Genomic DNA, 16317 nt, shown 5'->3' with positions numbered 1-16317 from the left:
CATTGTCAATAAATAAACCTTACAATCCGTATCTTTATTTATACACATTATCTATCTTTAGAATGCAAGTTACTTCTCCGTTTCTCTCTCTCTCCTTTATACTTTCTCCACCCAACATACGTTAAAGTGAACAAAATAAGTCCTCCAGTAATGGTCATAAACCAAATGAGAGAGGGCGCAATCTCATCTTTTTTTACTGTATGAAATATTTTTTGTAAATCACCTTTAATAATCCCTAGTTGCATTTGTCCACCTTTTGTTTTTAACATAACGTTACGAAATTCATCCAAATAAGATAAATGTGCATTTACACGCTGCGCTTCGTTTTCTGGCAGGGCAATCATTAAACTCGGATAAATAATATTAAATTCATTTAAAAATGTATTTAGCGTCTGTTGGAACTGTCCATCATCTTCTTTTTTCATCGCTTTTTCTACTTGAGAAAAAGCATCCATAATCTTTCTTTCTCTTTCCATCCAAAGTGGCTGATATTTAGATACTTGTGCATCAACAGCAAGTTGTAACGCTAACATATTATCAACTTTAACTTGCTTATCTAAATCTTCCACAAGAGATTGTTTCGCCTTATCGTATGCCAAAGAAACGACTCTAATTTGTCCCGGAGTTACTTTTGAATTATTTTCATTTTCCTTTGATAGAAACTGCTCTGAGAAATGGTGCAGTACTTGTATTGCCTTCTCATCTTCATTTTTCTTTACTAACTGTAAAGAGTCATCTAGCAATCCAGTTAGTTCACTCCACTCTTCAGCATATATACGTACTGGAAACATTATAATTAGAAATGCTATCAGTCCAATTAATGTTCTCTTCATCCCGGTCCCCCCTATAACTACTAGTACAAAATATGTGGAGTTGGACAAGAATAGAACAGAACAAAACCAAAAAATATATTATCTTTATGAAAGCAAAAAAATTCTCTTTAGACAGAGAATTTTTTCTTTGAAACCCTTTTCTTTTTCACTAAATATTTATACACACCGTAACAAAGTATGCTTCCACTTAAAATCAATAATAAAATAACACATGCAGCATGCATAAAGAATTCTTCCGGTAACGTTAAAATAATCGGATCTGTTTCAATATCAAACATCCAATAATCATTGCTAAATAAAAGCTTATGAAATAATACAAAACTCTTTTCAAAATTAATAGCGATTGGTAACATCAGTGCTATCGGAAATATGATTGTTAAAATCGATCCGTGCAGTAAAAACTTTTCATTTTTTCTTTTTAATAAATAAACGCCGCCTATTACTGCAATCGTAATTGTCGCATACATCACATATTGAATCTTTACTAAAATATTTTTAACATCTACAAAATGAATGCGACCATTTGTAGACATATCTAATGTAGGAAACTGTAATGCTCCGTCATAAAACGGAGATAAATATGTAATCAGCACATCATAGTTTCTTTTAATTTCATCTTTCGTCATATCCGCTAAGTCTGGAATATTTAAGAAATCAATTTCAAAATAATACAGCCATTTTCCATATACAACTACCATTGTCGCGAGAGCGAAAATAGAAAATGCTATGCTATATGAAACAACTAAAGTGATCAATCGATCCAATATGTTTATACCACTCTTATTTTTCTTCATTTTCTCCCCCTAAATGTTCTCACCATCATAAAGAAAACTGTTTTCGGTTCTCACGTAAGCAATAATAATATGTGATACACAGTACAACAATACTTAGCCAAAACGTAAAATAACCAATTTCCTCTACAAATAAATGCATAATTCCGTATCTCGGCATTTGCCAAAATAAATAATCAATTGCATCATTATGTAACGTCCATATGCCAGCTACAATGAAATGCCATTTTTTTATCCGATAAAACGGAGCATATAACACTCCCTGCACCGCCATTGCAAAATGAGATAACATTAACATATATCCCATAAGACCAATAGGACCTTTTACATAAATCATAATTGCATTTACAACAACCGCCCAAATACCATATTTTATTAAAGTAACTATCGCTAGTGCCTCTATTAATCCCCAGTTCTTCTTTATCAAAAAAGCGATTAGAACAAAGACAAAAAAGAGGCTCGCCATCGGGCTATCTGGTACAAACGGCCAAAATATTAGGGACGTTTCTTTTAATTGATTTCCATACCATATAAACCCGTAAATTGTGCCTAATATGTTAACAATCAATAAAAATAATAATACTGAGCGCTGTCTTAACATTGCATACACGTAAACCAATCTGTATGTCCAACACCTTTCAAGCAAAGTAATTCATTCACTAAATCCTACTCTATTATAACAAACTTCCTCTAACTAAATAGAAAAGCTGACTACAAAATTTGCAGTCAGCTTTTCTATTATTTTTTATTATACTTTGCAACGAATTCCGAAAGCTTTTTCAGCTCTTCATCCGTTCCTTTAAATACACCTTTAGGCATTGCACCTTTACCATCTTTCGCAATTTTAGCGATTTCTTCCGGTTTTAAAGTTAAGTTTTGTAGAGCCGGTGCTGCTGCACCACCTTGTAAGTTGTCACCATGACATGTTAAACAAGTATTTTTTTGCATGAGTTTGTAGCCGTCATCATTTTTATCAACTGGTGCTGTTTTTACAATTGCTCCTTGCTTTTTTGCAGCTTCCCAATCATGGTGTGCTACAGATTCCCAAGTTAAGAAAATGATAGATGCAATTGCTAAAAGCATAAATCCAGTTGCTACTGGACGCTTAAATGGTGCCCTTTCTGGGCCACGATCAAGAAATGGTGCTAACAATAATGCTCCAAACGCGATACCTGGCATAATAAACGCACCAATTACAGTAAATGAACCCGAAGCATATGAATACTTTAATAACTGATACAAGAATAAGAAATACCAATCTGGAAGTGGTATATATCCGGCATCTGTCGGATCCGCCATTCTCTCAAGTGGTGACGGATGTGCCACTGTTAAACATAAATAACCGATTAAAAAAACTGCACCAACCATCCATTCTTTTAACAAGAAATTCGGCCAAAACGCTTCTGTTTTCCCTGGATATTCCGAATAATCTTTTGGAATATTTGGTTTCCGAGCTACTGGTACCCGAGAATCTCCTACAAACTTCATCCCTTTGCCGCGATGCATAATCTCCCTCCTTTAGTTCTTTCTCCTTTAATTTAGCAATCTCTTATAGCGGACCGGAAATACCTTGTTTGCGAATCATGATGAAGTGGAAGGCCATTAAACCTAGAAGTGCTGCTGGTAAGAAGAAGACGTGAATAGCAAAGAAGCGAGTTAATGTTTGAGCGCCAACAATTTCGGAATGACCAGCGAGTAATGTTTTAATATAAGGACCAATGAGTGGCGTTTGCTCTGCAATTTGAATCCCTACTTTCGTAGCAAATAACGCTTTCATATCCCACGGTAATAAATATCCGGTAAAGCCAAGACCTAACATAACAAAGAAAATAAGAACACCAACAATCCAGTTTAACTCACGAGGCTTTTTATACGCACCTTGGAAGAAAACTCTGAGTGTATGTAAAAACATCATTACAATTACGAGACTAGCACCCCAGTGGTGCATACCACGAACAATTTGCCCGTAAGCAACTTCATTTTGTAAATAATAAACCGATTCCCAAGCGTTTTTAATATCAGGCACATAATACATCGTTAAAAACATTCCAGATAAAATTTGAATTACAGTAACGAAAAAGGTAAGTCCTCCAAAGCAATAGACGAATGCAGAAAAGTGATGTGCCGGGTTTACATGTTCAGGTACTTCATGATCAGCGATATCGCGCCATATTGGTGTAATATCTAATCGTTCATCTACCCAATCATAAATTTTATTTAGCATCTACTTTCCACCCCCTCTTGGCTTCGCTTTTCCTAAATACAACGTTCCATCTTTCACTTTAGACTCATACACATCAAGCGGAGCAAGAGGCGGTGTGCCTTTAATGTTAACCCCATCTTTTGTATAACGGCCCCCGTGACACGGGCAAAAGAATTGATTCGGATGTGCTTTGTCCGAATTCCAGTTAACTGTACATCCTAAATGTTTACATACCGGAGAGAACGCAACAATGTCTCCGCTTTCATCTTTATGAATCCAAGCTGATTTTGGCTCTTCAGACTTGTACCAACCATCAACCTGCTTCACCTTAAAGTCAAAACGCTTCGGCTCTGTTGTAATATCTTTTACTTGTGCAACAGCAACCATGTCCGTTCCCGCTTCTTTTCTTAACACCGGATCAAGCGCAAATCGCGTCATCGGCATTAAAATACCCGCTGCCATAAAGCCTCCTACCCCTGTAAGTGTGTAATTTAAAAACTGTCTTCTTGACACACGATGTTCTTTCTCGCTCACGAAAATTTCCCCCCTCTATCAGAAATTGTCCCCTCGTGAAAAATAATATAAAAAATAAAAACTAGGACACTATCATGATATAATACCCTCATGCACAGGTCAATATCATACTACTCATAATAATAAGAACTTTCTGTTTATTATTACTTTCCCCATCTTTCTTCTAACATTACCATAATATTTTTTATATGAGCGTGAATGACTTCTCTCTTCGCTTGATCACTAAATTGCTCTAACGCCAATGAAGGAAACCAAAATAAATCCCCTTGTAACTCTTGCATATCTTCTTTCCATGAAAAATCACTTGTAACATAAGCAATATGCTTAAAACCTTGGCTTTGCAAATGATCTGTCCACTCTTGCAAACGTACTTTTTCTTTCTTTTGACTTTCTACTAAATACGTAAATGCAGGTAGTAAAAGCACTCTTCCTTTATATTCTCTTTCCAACTCCATACTCAACAATTCTATAAATTCACCTTGTTCTACTACCATTTTCATTTCTTTTGCTGCTGAAATTGATAAAAGAGGTATTACTCCTGTATCTACATACTCTCTTGCTTGCTCAAACTGTTCCACGTCTTTTACAATCCATTTCACATTTCTCCCCTCCCTCTAATCAAAATGACAGAACTTTCACTTTATATATATTAAACCATACTAAAAGAGGTAAAAAAAGAAAAACTACCCAAATTAGGTAGTTTTTCTTAAAAAGAGTCTGAAATTTGTAAAAAATTAATAATCCAAATAAATTCTATAAAGTCTTTAACTCCGCTGTTAACCTATGAAACGCTTCCTTATCTTGCTTATCCAACGCTTCATCAATTTGTTTCAAAAGACGTTCTCTTCTAAACGAAAATACACTCTCTTCTAAAAATCTCTCTGCAAGTAAACGATCCTTTTCATTTACTTCAATATGCTTTGGTAAATATGGATTGTCTTCTAATACAGCTACATAATTTGCATTTTGGAACGATGATTTAAAGTTGAGTTGAATATAAATATCCTCATCTCGATTTAAACGAATATCATGAAACGACTTTTCAGCATCTGTTGTCATTACATTTTGTTTAAAAAAGTGAAACGGTGTGTCTTTCACGCAATTTGCTGACATCACTAAGCCACGCGGACAATATTTTGCATGCTCTACGAAGTGGACTTTATGCATTAATTGATCGTGACTCATTAAATAATTTAAAATCCATACACATTCACGCTGTTTCAGTTGGTAGTTATTCAAAAACCATTTTACAAAATCCTTCTTCTCGTTTACAGAAACAGGGGTATTCATAGCAATTAAGTCCCTCCTCTGTCTTTCTCTTTTCTTTTTAGATTCAAGAAGCGGCATTCAGTTTCCTTCCAACTTATGAAAAATCCTCTAAATTATATAACAACTCTTCAATATGAATTTGTGTCGGGTCTAGTTGTAATAACTGAACAAACACTTCTTTGGCCTCTTTTCGCATTCCTTCTTCCAATAAGAAATAGCCGTACTCTTCCAAGAAGTCTGGATGATTCTTAAAAGAAGTATATGCACTTTCATAGTGTTTTAATGCATCCGAATACATTTCTAATTGTTTTTTTGCAAACGCAAGATCCCAAAGTAATTGTGTATCTTGCTCTCCACTATCAATAGCACGCTCTACAACTGTAATTAACTCTTCATACTTTTCTTGTCCTTTTAAGATATACGCATATTTTAATATTGCACCTAAATGTCCTGGATCTAACTCAAGCGCTTTTTGAAGTACTTCCTCTGCCTCTGCTACTTTTCCTAATTTAGCTGCAATGTTCGCTAATTCTACATAAAACGGAACAGCAAGCTCATCTACTTTAATTCCTTCATGAAGTGTTTCATAGCTTTCTTGAAGCATTCCTTCTTTTTCATAGCTTTTCGCTAAATACATGTATAGTGATGCATACTCAGGGTCTAATTCTTTTAGTTCTTGCCAAGCACCAATTGCTCTTTGATATTCTTCTCCTTGATATAATGTGAACGCATATCCAAATAAGGAGTGAATATCTTTTTGTTCCTCTAAGCCTGCTTCATAGTAAGAGATCGCCTCTTCCCAGTTTCCAATCGCACTTAACGTTTCTGCAAGGCGAAGTGCAATGACAACACCACCCATTACTTTATGCTCCGCTAATAGCGACTCGTAATAAGTGATTGCCTTTTGTTCTTCACCTTTACTACTATATAATTCTGCTAATCCAAACGTAATAACAGGCTCTTCAGGCATTATTTCTTTCGCCTTCAATAGTTTTTGCTCTGCTACATCATCAAAACCTTGCATTTGGAATAAATCCGCAACAAGTAATAACGATTGAACATATAAATCATCATTTTCTGGAATATCATGAAGTACTTCAATTGCTTCATCTTCTTTGTCTAAATCAATATATAATTCTGCTAAAAATACCGTAAATTCACTTTCTTCCGGATATAATAAACGTAAGTCTTCAGTAATTGCTAACGCCTCATCCGTAAATCCAAGTGTATGATAATAGCGAGCGATATCATACTTCTCTTCATCATTCGCAACTTGTAATTGTTCTTTTAATAATTGTAATCCTTTTTCCGCTTCACCATTTTCAATATATGTAACAGCCTGTTCAAACTTTTGCATAAACGTCTCCTTTAATTCAAAAAATATTTCTCTTCTGTTCACTTATCATAAGCAACTAGGTGTAAGAACGCAACCTTTTGAGTGAACTGCCTCTTCCTATACTTTCTCTTATAGCGCAGCTAATTGTTCAAAAAAGTTCGGATACGATACAGAGACCGCATCGCTATTCTCTATTTTTACTTCTCCATCTATAATACAAGATGCGATTGCTAGCATCATCCCAATACGATGATCGCCGTGACTATTAACAGCATTTCCTTTTAAATTTTGTTTACCATATATAATCATACCATCTGGTGTAGCTTCAATTTTCGCACCTAATTCGCCTAATTCATCTACAACAGTATCGATACGGTTTGTTTCTTTTACTTTTAACTCCTCAGCGTCTTTAATAACAGTAATTCCTTCTGCCTGCGTTGCCAATAAAGCAATTACAGGAATTTCATCAATTAACCTCGGAATAAGCGATCCACCAATCTCTATTCCTTTTAGTTTCGATGTTTCAATCGTAATATCCCCGCACGGTTCAAACTCTTCGTTTCTAATATTATCGATAGAAATAAGTGCACCCATCTTTGTTAAAACATCTAAAATCCCTGTTCGCGTTGGATTTAAACCGACATTTTCCAATACAAGCTTACTTTTTTGGACAATTGCACCAGCTACTAAGAAAAATGCAGCCGAAGAAATATCTCCTGGAACTTCTATGTCTGTCCCTTTAAGTTGTTGGCCACCTTGTAATGACACGGTACGTTCATTAACATCTACTGTACAACCGAATGCACGTAACATCCTCTCTGTATGATCACGAGACTGCATAGGCTCTGTTACTGTAGTTACACCTTCTCCTTGCAAACCTGCAAGTAAAACTGCTGATTTCACTTGTGCACTTGCTACTGGTGAATGGTAATGCATACCTTTCACCTTTCCACCACGAATAGATAAAGGTGTATATTGTCCATTTTCTCTACCATCAATTTGAGCGTTCATCTTACTAAGCGGGTCTGTAACACGTTTCATAGGACGTTTTCCAATTGATGCATCACCGATTATCGTACTATAGAACGGCGTATTAGCTAAAATCCCAAGCATAAGACGAATAGTCGTCCCTGAATTCCCCACATCTAATACTTCTTTCGGTTCTTGTAAATTATGTAATCCTTTACCGTAAATCGTGACATCGTTACCACTCTGTTCAATCTTGACACCTAGTTTTTGAAAACATGCAATTGTACTTAAACAATCTTCTCCTAATAAAAAATTTGATACTTTCGTCGTCCCTTCTGCTATCGCCCCAAACATAACAGAGCGATGCGAAATAGATTTATCTCCTGGAACAACAATTTTCCCATTCAAACTATTTTTTCGTCCTACTAGTTTCAAAATGTATCCTCCTCACATTTTAAATAAGTTATATGTACAATAGTTCTTCTTATACGTCTACTTCTATTGTAACGTTTTCTTTCTTGAACGTGCAAACAACTCCCCTTATTACAGTTCAAATAAAAAAGACTCCTATACTAGGAGCCTTCACTATTTATTAAGAATACGTCTCTTCTTTTTTCACTTGTTCTTTTACAAGTTCCGTAAGCAACTCAATAATCTCAGCATTTTCTTCTTTAAGCCCAACAGTAATACGAATACCATCATGTATACCAAATGCAGCACCAGAACGAACGATATATCCTTTTTTCATTAATCGTTCGAAAGCTTCATTACCAGGTATACCGAGCTTCAAGAAAATAAAATTCGTTTGGGATGGATAGTAGAATACGTTATATTCCTTACAAAATGCATAATATTGATTTAACCCTTCGGCATTTTTCTTCACGCACTCTTGTAAAAACTGTTGATCTTCTATTGCCGCTAATGCTACTGCTTGGGCGATAGTTGATGTGTTAAATGGTAGTCTCGCTACCTCTAGCTGCCCTATAAGCTTTGCATCCCCAATCGCATATCCAATACGAAAAGCAGCTAATCCATATGCTTTTGAGAATGTGCGTAGCACCATAAGATTTTCGTATTTTTCAAGAAGAGGCAATGTTTGCGGATAATCTTCTGCCCCAGCATATTCATAATATGCTTCGTCCATAATAACGAGCACTGACTTTGGAACTGATTCTAAAAATGAAAGTAATTTTTGTTTTTCTACATATGTACCTGTCGGGTTATTCGGATTACAAATCCATACAATCTTCGTTTTGTCATCTACTTGTTGTAACATCGCATCTAAATCGTGAATGCCATCTTTAAGTGGTACTTCACGAACTTCCGCTCCTTCAATAACAGCATGGTGATGGTATTGCGAGAACGTAGGGTTCGCCATTACAACATTTGTTCCATTATGTAGCAAAGCACGACTAATCATTTGAATGACTTCATCTAGCCCACTACCAAATAAAAGTTGTTCCGCCTTTACACCTAAATGCTCTGCTACTTTCTCCCGAAGTTCAAAAGCCGCCCCATCCGGATAAAGTGCATATTGATTGGCTAACGAAGTTAATGCTTCTGTCACACGCGCAGAGCAGCCAAATGGGTTTTCATTCGACGCTAACTTCACAATTTTTGACAATCCATATTCTCTTTTTACTTCTTCAATATTTTTCCCAGGTACATATGCTCTCAAAGTTAACAATTGCTCTTTTACTCTCACTTTTCTTCCCCCAGTCATTGATATGATTTATAATTCCTTACTGTCATCTTTAATCATAACCGTCACCATTACGAGAATACCGCTACATATGCATTTCATACCTGTTCTACAACTTTTCTAGACCATATCCTTTTGAAATGCTTCTAACGCAATATGAACAGTCTCATCTGAAATAGATACGACATTCACTACCCCATATTCCTGCATAAGTACCATATGAATTGTTCCTGCATTCGCTTTCTTATCTTGTTTCATCAGTTGAACGAGGCGCTCTACATTCAAATCACTTGGCATTTTTGGATAGCCGTATTTCAAGAACCACCGCTTCATCTCTTCATAAGCAAGATCAACCTTGTACACTTGCTCACTTAAAAATAAGGCAAATAACATCCCAACCGCTACTCCGTCACCGTGAGTAATATTTCCATATCCTAACTCTTTTTCAAGAGCATGTCCTAACGTATGCCCAAAATTCAAATGGGCACGTACACCTTTTTCTGTTTCGTCTTGCGACACAATGTTCGCTTTCACAGGAATTGCCTTCGTTAATATGTGAATTAATTTTTCATCACGAAGATCCGTTAATGTTTGAACTTCTTCTTTTAACCAATGATATAGCTTTACATCACCAATAAGAGCATGCTTTATCACTTCTGCATAACCTGATCTCCACTCTTTTTCAGGAAGCGAATGTAAAAATGGCGTATGATATACAACAGCTTCTGGCTGATGAAACGCACCAATCATATTTTTTCCTAGTGGATGATTAATTGCTACTTTCCCGCCTACTGCGCTATCGTGAGCTAATAAAGTCGTTGGAACTTGGACAAAGCGAATACCACGCATAAACGACGCGGCAACAAAGCCAGCTAAATCCCCAATCATCCCGCCTCCAAGTGCGATAATTAAAGAATTTCTATCTAATTTATTTTCAAGAGCCGAAGTGTGAGCCGCATAAAAATTTTCAAAAGACTTCTCTTTTTCACCACTCGGTACAACAAACGAAAACACGTCCTGCTCTACTTGTAATGCATCAACAACTGTCTGTAAATGTAGTGATGAAACAGCTTCATCAGAAATGATCATTATGTTAGATACAGCAGGATTCATCTTTTGAATAAGCGTTGTTAAATGTGACAACGCTTCTTTTCCAACATGTACATCATATTCTTTTGATTTCGTTTGAATATGTATGTTCTCCATTAAAATCCCCTCGCATATTCATTATGTTTCTCAATATTTTCACGTATAAGATCGATACGATCTAATCCAAATTGTTCAATTAAAGCTGTCGCGAGCTCCCAAGCGACAACAGCTTCAGCCACAACGCTAGCTGCCGGTACTGCACAACTATCTGAACGTTCAATACTCGCTGTAAAAGGTTCTTTCGTATCAATATCAATACTTTGAAGCGGTTTATATAATGTCGGTATCGGTTTCATCACACCACGCACAATAACCGGCATACCAGTTGTCATACCACCTTCTACTCCACCTGCATTGTTCGTTTTTCTTCTGTACCCTTGCACTTCATCCCAAAGAATTTCATCATGCACTTCACTTCCAGGTCTATGCGCAGCTTCAAAACCAATTCCAATTTCAACACCTTTAAAAGCGTTAATACTCATAATTGCCGCTGCTAATTTTGCATCTAATTTTCTATCATAATGTACATAGCTACCTACTCCAATTGGCATACCTTCTACAACTACTTCAACAATACCGCCGATAGAATCACCATTTGCCTTCGCATCATCAATTGCTTGCATCATCTTTTTACCGACCTTTTCATCTAAACAACGTACAGGAGATGATTCTGTAGTACTTTGTAATTCCGCAATAGAGTTATACGTAATATTTTCTGCCTGTACACCACCAATTTCGATAACATGTCCCGCTACTTGTATACCTAATTCCGCTAATATCTTTTTTGCAACTGCACCAGCTGCAACACGAACTGTCGTTTCACGTGCTGAAGAACGCTCTAATACATTCCTCATATCTCTATGACCATATTTAATCGCACCATTTAAATCTGCGTGTCCAGGTCTAGGTTTCGTAACTTGCCTTTTCATTTCTTTCTCTTCCTGCTCAGTTAACGGCTCTGCGCCCATAACCTTTGTCCAATGGGTGAAATCACGATTTTCAACAACAAGTGCAATTGGGGATCCCATCGTCTTCCCATGCCTAACACCACTTACAATTTGTACTTGGTCTTTCTCAATTTGCATGCGTCTACCGCGTCCATATCCTTTTTGTCTTCTAGCTAATTCTTCATTTATATCATTCGCTACTAAAGATAACCCTGCCGGAACACCTTCTAAAATTGTCGTAAGTTGCGGACCGTGGGATTCACCAGCTGTAATATATCGCATACGTTATTCCTCTTTTCGCATATGTATTTATCCCGCTACATAAATAGCAATGGTATCTTTCATCATTCTATAAGAAAACATTGAAATTATATAGTAAAAGGACTACTTACTTTATCCTACTTGTAATCATTCTATCATTTTCATAACGTTATACCTTTTACTTTACATACCAATATATCATAACAGTCCTAACTTCGTAACAAATCAAAATAAAAAAAGTGCAAGAAGAATACCCCTATTCTTCTTGCACTTTTTACTATTATCACAGTTATTAAAGCGTTTACAAATTATTTTAAAATAATTAGTAAATCCATTGATTCATTAATTTTGAGTAGTCTACTAATTCTTCTTCCTTAAAGAAAATAGCAATCTCGCGCTCTGCACTTTCTAAAGAATCCGAACCGTGGATAATGTTTTTCGCAACAGTTACACCGAAATCTCCACGAATTGTTCCAGGAGCAGCTTCATGTGGTCGTGTTTTACCCATCATATTACGTGCTGTATCTACTACACCTTCACCTTGCCATACCATTGCGAATACAGGGCCAGATGTAATAAAGTCTACTAATTCACCAAAGAAAGGTCTTTCTTTATGCTCACCGTAGTGTTGTTCAGCAATTTCAGGAGTCACTTGCATTAATTTTGCACCAACTAATTGAAAGCCCTTTTTCTCAAAACGAGCTACAATTTCCCCAATGAAGGCACGTTGTACACCGTCTGGTTTTACCATTAGAAATGTTTTTTCCATAAAAAATCTCTCCACTTCTGAATTATGTATGTAATTGTATATCCCCACACACATATTAACACCCTTATCACAATTGTGCAATAGTTTTGAAATAGAGAGATTATTTTATTTTTTAGAAAAAACACTAAAATTTTCGTTTTCCAATATACTTTGCGACATTTTGCAAAGCATACTTCGCCTGTCCACGTGGGAGTGGTTTTATTATTTCTAATGCTTTATGTAAATAACGTTCACTAAACGAAAATGCTTTATCAATAGCTTCGCTCGCTTTAATATCATCAATAATTTCTTTCATTTCACTTGCTGCTGTATTTTCATTCACAGAAATAATTTTCTCACGAAGAACTGGATCTTCCATGGCATACAAAGCAGGTAATGTAATGTTACCTTGTAGTAAATCACCACCAGCAGGCTTTCCAAGCTTCTCTTCTGTCGATACGAAATCTAAAATATCATCAATAATTTGATAAGACATACCAACAAAATATCCATACCAAAATAGACGATTTACAGTATCACGATTAGCACCAGCAGCAATCGCTCCCAACTGACAACTCGCGGCGATTAACAATGCCGTTTTTCGTTTTATCCTTCTTAAATATGTTCTTAAATTTTGATCATAGTTATACTTATCTTTAATTTGTTCGATTTCACCTTTACAAACTTCTAAAATTGTATGAGACAACGCTTGATGTGCATCTGGAATTTCTATATTTGTTATACATTCAAGAGACTTCGCAAACAAGTAGTCCCCTGTATACATTGCAATACGATCTCCCCATTTCGCATTCACTGTTGCGCTACCGCGTCGCAAAAACGCAGCATCAATGACATCATCGTGAACAAGAGAAGCCATATGAATAAGTTCTAATGCAACCGCAACATGCTTAATTGCATCTAACTTATAATCACCAAATTTCCCTGCAAGCAAAACAAAAACAGGGCGAATCCGCTTCCCACCTGCTTCAATAAGCTGTAATGCCGCTTCTTCTACTAACGGCTGCTCAGAAGCAACTGTCTTCTTCAATTCTTTTTCTATAACATTAATATCCGATCGTAAAAAAGAGTACATAAGTTGTAACTTCATATTGTTCACCTTAACCTAAAACGTCTTTTTCTATTTTGATTCTGGTTTAAAACCTAAATGCATAGCTGCTACACCAAAAGTAAATGGTTTCACTTGCACATTCTTAAGCCCAGCTTCTTCAAACATACTCGCTAACTCTTTCATCCCTGGGAATGTACTAGCGGATTCCTGAAGCCATGAATATTCTTTATAACTTTTTGCAAACATCTTTCCAAATAACGGCATGATATATTTAAAGTATAAGACATACCCTTGACGAAAACCAATCATTGTCGGCTGAGATGTTTCTAAGCAAATTACTTTTCCACCTGGTTTTACTACACGCGTCATTTCTTTTAATACTTGCATGTAATCCGGAACGTTACGTAGCCCAAAACCAATCGTTACATAATCAAACGTATTATCTTCAAAAGGAAGTTCCATTGCATTTCCATGCATAAGTTCTACTTGCTTTAATTCTAAAGCTTCTACCTTTTGTTTACCGACAGCTAGCATATTTTCGCTAAAGTCTAAACCGTAAACCTTTCCATTTTCCCCTACAGCTCCTGCTAGCGCAATTGTCCAATCAGCTGTTCCGCAGCAAACATCGAGTGCCTTACTCCCAGGTTTCACATCCATAATTTGCATCGTTTCTTTGCGCCATACCTTATGCCTTTGAAAACTAATTACAGAATTCATCACATCGTATTTATCAGAAATTTTCTCAAATACGTCATGTACTCTTTCTTCTTTTGATTGTTGCATGCTCGTACCTTCTTCCAATGTAAAGTTGCTTATGTCCTTGATTTATCTCTTAACATAGAAATTATTTCATTAACTTCTGTATGATTCTCTAAAAATTTTTCTTCCTGCTTTTTCATTTCCATAAGCCATTCATTAATAACTGTTTCCAGATTTTTATCATCATCCAATGAGATTTTTTGAACCGCTTGAAAAACAGGTGAATTTTGTTTATCAGCATACAATTGACACTCTTTTTGAAGACGATTTTTTCCTAATACATAAGTTATATATGTTTTCCAATTGGATAAATGAAAATGATCACATGTTTTTTGCAACAGCGCAGATTCAATTATTACTACACTTTCCATTATGTCTTGAATCGTCACATGGGCTTTTTGATATAGCATAATTTTATGCTCATTAATCTCCTTAATTCCTTCAGCAAGTGCGCGAATTAAGATAATATCACAATTCATTGACAATAAATAATAGTATAGACCACTATAATAATCGCCTGCAAGCACTGTCAATTGACGACGCTTATGGAATCCACTCGTCTCTTCGTTTGCTTTATTTGATACTTTTTCATGTGTATCAAGAGCAATTTGTACAAGCATAATCGTTACTACATAATGATCAATTTGTTCTTTATGTATATTTGCATCCTTTAATGCACCGTATAACAGCGCTATTTTTTCTTCATCAATAAATGGTTCTTCAATATAGTTTATAAAATAAGGATGGCGTAATTTCTCCATCAATTTCTCTTTAATACCCGCATACCCTCCGTAGATGTCACACACAAAAAATCACCCTTGTTTTCTAATTCATAAAATTTATTATAACACATACATTCTATTTTCTATAATCAAAACTTGGCTACTCCTGCCAAACTGTCACCGAATGCATCCTCAACTTTCATTCATACGAATCATCTTCATCACTAACAACTACAAACATTCATTTCCACAAAAGGCAGAAATAATTTTCAACTTTTATATTCTTGCTCTTTAATACTAAAACTATATCATTTATTTGCAAAAAAAAAAAAGAAAAGCAGTTTCCCGCTTTTCTTTACTTCGTCTTAATAAACGATAAAATTTCACTACGTGCTGCTGCATCATTTTCTAACACGCCGCGCACTGCAGTCGTTACTGTTTTTGCACCAGGCTTTTTCACACCACGCATCGTCATACACATATGCTCTGCTTCTACTACTACCATTACACCATGCGGCTCTAGTACTTCCATAATAGAGTTAGCTACTGTTGATGTAATACGTTCTTGTAGTTGCGGACGACGCGCAATTGTGTCTACAGTACGAGCTAATTTACTTAGTCCCGTTACTTTTCCACCTTGCGGAATATATGCAACGTGAGCAACTCCATAAAAAGGAACAAGATGATGCTCACACATCGAATAGAATGGTATATCTTTTACTAGTACAAGCTCTTCGTGATCTTCTCCGAATACTTTGTGTAAATGCTCTTTTGGATCCTCATGCATCCCCGAGAATACTTCTGCGTACATTTTCGCAACACGTTTCGGTGTATCAAGTACTCCCTCGCGATTTGGGTCGTCTCCGATTGCCTCTAAAATAAGACGTACTGCGTGTTCAATTTGTTCTAAATTAACTTTTGCCATCCGCTAGCCCTCCCGAAAAACCTAAAAGTGATACGAACACATTCTAGCATATTTATGTTTTTAAAAGCAAAAAGAAGAGTTTCCAAAAAGGAAACTCTTC

Annotated in this window: 18 protein-coding genes; all 18 read right to left on the bottom strand. The window is 36.0% G+C overall.

Annotated features, from left to right (window positions below):
* Positions 1-47 precede the first annotated feature (47 nt).
* The 18 genes from ypjB to folE all read right to left on the bottom strand — a co-directional run bounded on the left by ypjB (position 48) and on the right by folE (position 16217).
* Positions 48-833, bottom strand: a complete 786-nt coding sequence (ypjB, locus tag LUS72_RS07710; protein ID WP_097831714.1) for a sporulation protein YpjB — start codon at positions 831-833, stop codon at positions 48-50.
* A gap of 107 nt (positions 834-940) precedes the next feature.
* A complete protein-coding gene (locus tag LUS72_RS07705) occupies positions 941-1627 on the bottom strand; it encodes a lipoprotein intramolecular transacylase Lit (RefSeq protein ID WP_097831715.1) in 687 nt (228 codons plus the stop codon).
* A gap of 25 nt (positions 1628-1652) precedes the next feature.
* The gene (locus LUS72_RS07700; RefSeq protein WP_141533343.1) at positions 1653-2243 is read right to left on the bottom strand and encodes a lipoprotein heptaprenylglyceryl N-acetyltransferase LhaT; all 591 of its coding nucleotides are present in this window, start codon (positions 2241-2243) and stop codon (positions 1653-1655) included.
* 119 nt (positions 2244-2362) lie between these two features.
* On the bottom strand, positions 2363-3130 hold the full coding sequence (gene qcrC / locus LUS72_RS07695; RefSeq protein WP_071770138.1) for a menaquinol-cytochrome c reductase cytochrome b/c subunit: 768 nt from the start codon (positions 3128-3130) through the stop codon (positions 2363-2365).
* 43 nt (positions 3131-3173) lie between these two features.
* Positions 3174-3848: a menaquinol-cytochrome c reductase cytochrome b subunit gene (gene qcrB / locus LUS72_RS07690; protein WP_000932700.1), complete on the bottom strand. Its 675-nt coding sequence runs from the start codon at positions 3846-3848 to the stop codon at positions 3174-3176.
* The gene (gene qcrA, locus LUS72_RS07685) at positions 3849-4361 is read right to left on the bottom strand and encodes a menaquinol-cytochrome c reductase iron-sulfur subunit (protein WP_097831716.1); all 513 of its coding nucleotides are present in this window, start codon (positions 4359-4361) and stop codon (positions 3849-3851) included.
* A 143-nt stretch (positions 4362-4504) separates the two neighbouring features.
* Positions 4505-4960: a YpiF family protein gene (locus tag LUS72_RS07680; RefSeq protein WP_097831717.1), complete on the bottom strand. Its 456-nt coding sequence runs from the start codon at positions 4958-4960 to the stop codon at positions 4505-4507.
* Positions 4961-5114: 154 nt separating this feature from the next.
* The gene (locus tag LUS72_RS07675) at positions 5115-5651 is read right to left on the bottom strand and encodes a ReoY family proteolytic degradation factor (RefSeq protein WP_001095919.1); all 537 of its coding nucleotides are present in this window, start codon (positions 5649-5651) and stop codon (positions 5115-5117) included.
* A 73-nt stretch (positions 5652-5724) separates the two neighbouring features.
* Positions 5725-6987, bottom strand: coding sequence for a tetratricopeptide repeat protein (locus LUS72_RS07670; RefSeq protein WP_071744913.1), 1263 nt, complete (start codon positions 6985-6987; stop codon positions 5725-5727).
* 108 nt (positions 6988-7095) lie between these two features.
* Positions 7096-8370, bottom strand: a complete 1275-nt coding sequence (gene aroA, locus LUS72_RS07665) for a 3-phosphoshikimate 1-carboxyvinyltransferase (protein WP_097831718.1) — start codon at positions 8368-8370, stop codon at positions 7096-7098.
* Positions 8371-8527: 157 nt separating this feature from the next.
* On the bottom strand, positions 8528-9640 hold the full coding sequence (hisC, locus tag LUS72_RS07660; protein ID WP_097831719.1) for a histidinol-phosphate transaminase: 1113 nt from the start codon (positions 9638-9640) through the stop codon (positions 8528-8530).
* Positions 9641-9757: 117 nt separating this feature from the next.
* Complete coding sequence (aroB, locus tag LUS72_RS07655; RefSeq protein WP_097831720.1) at positions 9758-10843, bottom strand: 3-dehydroquinate synthase; 1086 nt, start codon at positions 10841-10843, stop codon at positions 9758-9760.
* The gene (aroC, locus tag LUS72_RS07650) at positions 10843-12015 is read right to left on the bottom strand and encodes a chorismate synthase (protein ID WP_264448739.1); all 1173 of its coding nucleotides are present in this window, start codon (positions 12013-12015) and stop codon (positions 10843-10845) included. Before aroC ends, aroB begins: the two co-directional genes overlap by 1 nt.
* A 301-nt stretch (positions 12016-12316) precedes the next feature.
* The gene (gene ndk, locus LUS72_RS07645) at positions 12317-12763 is read right to left on the bottom strand and encodes a nucleoside-diphosphate kinase (RefSeq protein ID WP_000415879.1); all 447 of its coding nucleotides are present in this window, start codon (positions 12761-12763) and stop codon (positions 12317-12319) included.
* 124 nt (positions 12764-12887) lie between these two features.
* A complete protein-coding gene (gene hepT, locus LUS72_RS07640; protein ID WP_000776069.1) occupies positions 12888-13850 on the bottom strand; it encodes a heptaprenyl diphosphate synthase component II in 963 nt (320 codons plus the stop codon).
* A gap of 30 nt (positions 13851-13880) precedes the next feature.
* Positions 13881-14594 (bottom strand): demethylmenaquinone methyltransferase, encoded by a 714-nt coding sequence (locus LUS72_RS07635; protein WP_097831722.1) that lies wholly within the window; start codon positions 14592-14594, stop codon positions 13881-13883.
* 29 nt (positions 14595-14623) lie between these two features.
* A complete protein-coding gene (locus tag LUS72_RS07630; RefSeq protein WP_141533342.1) occupies positions 14624-15376 on the bottom strand; it encodes a heptaprenyl diphosphate synthase component 1 in 753 nt (250 codons plus the stop codon).
* Positions 15377-15647: 271 nt separating this feature from the next.
* Positions 15648-16217 carry a GTP cyclohydrolase I FolE gene (gene folE, locus LUS72_RS07625; protein WP_001151482.1) on the bottom strand — a complete coding sequence of 190 codons (570 nt, stop codon included), beginning with the start codon at positions 16215-16217 and terminating at the stop codon, positions 15648-15650.
* Between the last annotated feature and the right edge of the window lie 100 nt (positions 16218-16317).

The sequence above is a fragment of the Bacillus cereus genome (genome assembly GCF_025917685.1).
GTDB lineage: Bacteria > Bacillota > Bacilli > Bacillales > Bacillaceae_G > Bacillus_A > Bacillus_A cereus_AT.
This window is presented reverse-complemented; position numbering and strand designations above follow the sequence as displayed.